Source organism: Streptomyces sparsus, assembly GCF_054776295.1.
Genome location: NZ_BAAHCA010000407.1, coordinates 1 through 4304, shown reverse-complemented (window position 1 = coordinate 4304; position 4304 = coordinate 1). Strand labels below are relative to the sequence as shown.

At 71.4% G+C, this 4304-nt stretch carries 4 protein-coding genes; 2 read left to right on the top strand and 2 right to left on the bottom strand.

Translation table 11 applies throughout. The annotated features are described in order from the left end of the window. On the bottom strand, nt 1-255 hold a 255-nt coding region (locus tag ACYVE9_RS17355), incomplete at its 3' end, for a zinc ribbon domain-containing protein (protein WP_461028785.1). A gap of 212 nt (nt 256-467) precedes the next feature. Then, on the bottom strand, nt 468-2243 hold the full coding sequence (gene leuA, locus ACYVE9_RS17350; protein WP_461028784.1) for a 2-isopropylmalate synthase: 1776 nt from the start codon (nt 2241-2243) through the stop codon (nt 468-470). Nucleotides 2244-2524: 281 nt separating this feature from the next. Here leuA and recO point away from each other — a divergent pair, with 281 nt between their 5' ends. Then, complete coding sequence (gene recO / locus ACYVE9_RS17345) at nt 2525-3274, top strand: DNA repair protein RecO (protein ID WP_461028783.1); 750 nt, start codon at nt 2525-2527, stop codon at nt 3272-3274. 81 nt (nt 3275-3355) lie between these two features. Next, the gene (locus ACYVE9_RS17340; protein WP_461028782.1) at nt 3356-4231 is read left to right on the top strand and encodes an isoprenyl transferase; all 876 of its coding nucleotides are present in this window, start codon (nt 3356-3358) and stop codon (nt 4229-4231) included. Nucleotides 4232-4304 lie beyond the last annotated feature (73 nt).

Genomic DNA, 4304 nt, shown 5'->3' with positions numbered 1-4304 from the left:
CGCCGGCCCGCTGCCCCCGGCGCTCGCCGCGGACGACCCGGACGGGGTGGTGGTGGGCTGCTCGGTGGCGGCGGTGGGGAAGTGGCCGCGGCAGGAGGTGCACGCCACCACCGGCTCCGCGGCGCCCCTGGGCAGTACCGGCAGGCCGAGCACCACCAGCCGGCGCCGGCCGGTGCGCAGTTCGTAGTTGCGGTCGCCGCCGCAGGTGGGGCAGAAGAACTCGCCGTCACCCACCGTCGTCCACCCCGTACGCATGCTCGTCAAGCGCAGTCCGCCCACGCCGCACCTCCGTAATGCTCCGGCTCCGTTGCCGCATCGAGTGATGTTAGCCACAGGTGTGAGCCGGCGTCAGCATCCGAACCGGACAAGCTTGGGGCCCGGCACCGGAAACGGACGCTCCGGGGCCGGGCCCGCGCCGCCCGGAACCGCCTGCGGGCGGCCGGGGCGACGGTGTGACGGAAGGGCGGTCAGCGGGCCGCGCGGTTGACGGCGGAGACCACGGCCTTGATCGACGCGCGGGTGGTGTTGGGGTCGATGCCGATGCCCCACAGCACCTTGCCGTCGATGGCGCACTCGATGTAGGAGGCGGCCTGGGCGGTGGCGCCCTCACTGAGGGTGTGCTCGACGTAGTCCAGCAGGCGCACGTCGATGCCCGCGTCGGCGAGCGCGTTGAAGAAGGCGGAGATGGGACCGTTGCCGGTGCCGGTGAGTGTGGTGTCCGTGCCGTCGATGACGGCTTCGACCGTCAGTGTGTCGTGGCCGTCGCCGGCGGTCTCGGTCTGCGCGGCGGTGCGCAGCGCGATCCGGCCCCAGGGGGACTCGGGGGTGGGCAGGTACTCGTGCCGGAAGGCGTCCCAGATCTGCGCCGGGGTGATCTCGCCGCCGGCGGTGTCGGTGCGGTCCTGGATGATCTTCGAGAACTCGATCTGCATGCGCCGGGGCAGGTCCAGGTTGTGGTCGCTCTTGAGCACGTAGGCGATGCCGCCCTTGCCGGACTGGGAGTTGACCCGGATCACGGCCTCGTAGGAGCGGCCCACGTCCTTCGGGTCGATCGGCAGGTAGGGCACCTCCCAGGGCAGCTTGCGGACGTCGACGCCGCGCTCGGCGGCGATGGCGTCCATGGCCTCGAAGCCCTTCTTGATGGCGTCCTGGTGGGAGCCGGAGAAGGAGGTGTAGACGAGGTCGCCGGCGTAGGGGTGCCGGGCGTGGACCTCCATCTGGTTGCAGTACTCGGCGGTCCTGCGGATGTCGTCGATCCGAGAGAAGTCGATCTGCGGGTCGACGCCCTGGGAGAACAGGTTCATGCCCAGCGTCACCAGGTCGACGTTGCCGGTGCGCTCGCCCTGCCCGAACAGGCAGCCCTCGATGCGGTCCGCGCCGGCCATCAGGGCCAGCTCGGCGGCGGCGACCGCGGTGCCGCGGTCGTTGTGCGGGTGCACCGACAGGCAGACGTGCTCGCGGCGGGACAGGTTGCGCGACATCCACTCGAAGCGGTCGGCGTGCGTGGAGGGGGTCGAACGCTCGACGGTGGCGGGCAGGTTCAGGATGATCTCGCGGCCCTCCTCGGGCTGCCAGACGTCCATCACCGCCTCGCAGACCTCCAGGGCGAAGTCCAGCTCGGTGTCGGTGAAGATCTCCGGGCTGTACTGGTAGCCGAAGACGGTGCGGTCGTCGAGCAGCTTCTCGGCGTACTCCATCACCAGCCGGGTGCCGTCGACGGCGATCTGGCGGACCTGGTCGCGGCTGCCGCGGAAGACCACCCGGCGGAAGACGGGGGCGGTCGCGTTGTACAGGTGGACGGTGGCCCGCTTCGCGCCGACCAGGGACTCCACGGTGCGGGCGATCAGTTCCTCACGGGCCTGGGTGAGTACCGAGATCGTCACGTCGTCCGGGATGGCGTCCTCTTCGATGATGGAGCGCACGAAGTCGAAGTCGGTCTGCCCGGACGAGGGGAAGCCGACCTCGATCTCCTTGTAGCCCATCGACACCAGCAGGTCGAACATCTCGCGCTTGCGCGCGGGCGACATCGGGTCGATCAGCGCCTGGTTGCCGTCCCGCAGGTCCGTCGACAGCCAGCGTGGCGCCTTGGTGATGCGCTGCTCCGGCCAGGTCCGGTCGGGCAGCTCGACCGCCTCGTAGGGCGCGTACCGGTCCACGGGCATGCCGGAGGGGCGCTGGGAGACGGTGGCGGCGGTCACCGGGGTCTGCCGGCCGACGGGCTTGCGGGAGGATACGGAGGACATGGGCGGGGCTCCTGTCGCGGAGTGGGCTTCGAGGGCCGACGGTGGCAGCACCGAACTCCGCGGGGAGGGGGTCGGCCTTGTCTACAGGCCCTCGCCGCGGCGGCTAAGGAGAAGCAGCCCGTATCGCATGATGCCGAGAAGCCTAGCCGAGCGGTCCGACCGCGGCGGTTCCGTCCCATCATGCGAGATCCACCACGCGCGACCGTGCCGTGCCCCTTCCCGCCGGGTGGTGGTGGGACCGAAGGACCGGCGGGCGGCGACGGGTGGGCGAGAATGAGGGTATGAGCCTGTTCCGCGACGACGGCATCGTGCTGCGCACCCAGAAGCTGGGGGAGGCCGACCGCATCATCACCCTGCTCACCCGCGGCCACGGCAGGGTCCGCGCGGTCGCCCGCGGGGTCCGGCGGACCAAGTCGAAGTTCGGCGCCCGACTGGAGCCGTTCTCCCACGTCGACGTGCAGTTCTTCGCCCGCGGCAGCGAACTGGTCGGCCGGGGGCTGCCGCTGTGCACCCAGACGGAGACCATCTCCCCCTTCGGTCGGGGAGTGGTCTGCGACTACGCCCGCTACACGGCCGGCACCGCCATGCTGGAGACGGCGGAACGGTTCACCGACCACGAGGGTGAGCCCAACGTGCAGCAGTACCTGCTGCTGGTGGGCGGTCTGCGCTCGCTGGCCGGCGGCGAGCACCCGCCGGGCCTGATCCTCGACGCCTACCTGCTGCGGTCGCTCGCCGTCGGCGGGTACGCGCCCAGCTTCGACGCCTGCGCCAAGTGCGGACTGCCCGGCCCGAACCGCTTCTTCTCCGTCGGCGCGGGGGGCACGGTCTGCGCCGACTGCCGGGTGGCGGGCAGCGTGCTGCCGTCCCCGGAGTCGCTGCGGCTGCTCGGGGCGCTGCTCACGGGCGACTGGGCGACGGCCGAGGCGACGGAGCCGCGCCACGTCCGCGAGGGCAGCGGCCTGGTCTCGGCCTACCTGCACTGGCACCTGGAGCGCGGGCTGCGGTCCCTGAGGTATGTCGACAAGTCCTGACCCGTTAGTCTCGGCTGTCGTCCGCCGCAGTCCTGGCGGGGGCGAACGGAGCTCCGCAGCACACCCCTGGAGATGACACACATGGCAGGTCGCGGAATGCTGTCCCGGCAGCGTCGCGGGTCCGACCGCTACCAGGCGCCCGAGCCGCATCCGTCAGGTGCCCGACCGCCGCACATCCAGTCCGAGCTGGTGCCCGGCCACGTGGCCGTGGTGATGGACGGCAACGGCCGCTGGGCGAAGGAACGCGGTCTGCCGCGCACCGAGGGCCACAAGATGGGTGAGGCCGTCGTCCTCGACGTGCTCAAGGGCTGCCTCGAGCTGGGCGTCAAGAACCTGTCGCTGTACGCGTTCTCCACCGAGAACTGGAAGCGGTCACCGGACGAGGTGCGCTTCCTGATGAACTTCAACCGGGACGTGATCCGCCGCCGCCGCGACGAGATGGACGCGCTGGGCATCCGGATCCGGTGGGTGGGCCGGATGCCGAAGCTGTGGAAGTCCGTGGTGCAGGAGCTCCAGATCGCCCAGGAGCAGACCAAGGACAACACCGCGATGACGCTGTACTTCTGCGTCAACTACGGCGGCCGGGCGGAGATCGCGGACGCCGCCGCGGCCATCGCCGAGGACGTGCGGGCCGGGCGCCTCGACCCGTCCAAGGTGACCGAGAAGACGGTCGCCAAGTACCTGTACTACCCGGACATGCCGGACGTGGACCTGTTCGTGCGGCCCTCCGGTGAGCAGCGCACCTCCAACTACCTGATCTGGCAGAGCGCCTACGCCGAGATGGTGTTCCAGGACGTGCTGTGGCCGGACTTCGACCGCCGCGACCTGTGGCGGGCCTGCCTGGAGGACGCCTCCCGGGCCCGCCGCTTCGGCGGCGCGGTACCCAACGAGGCCGCCTCCTCGGCGGGCGCCGCCGAGGAGCCCGCCCCCGGCCCGTCCGACCGTTCCGCCCGCTGAGGCCGGACCCCGCCACGCGCCGGGCCGGCGCGGCCGACGGACCCGGACCACGTACGCGGGAGGACCCCCCCGA

Excerpts from the sequence above, each read along its gene's own strand:
- leuA (WP_461028784.1), bottom strand. The coding sequence starts at position 2,243 with ATGTCCTCCGTATCCTCCCGCAAGCCCGTCGGCCGGCAGACCCCGGTG.
- recO (WP_461028783.1), top strand. The coding sequence starts at position 2,525 with ATGAGCCTGTTCCGCGACGACGGCATCGTGCTGCGCACCCAGAAGCTG.
- ACYVE9_RS17340 (WP_461028782.1), top strand. The coding sequence starts at position 3,356 with ATGGCAGGTCGCGGAATGCTGTCCCGGCAGCGTCGCGGGTCCGACCGC.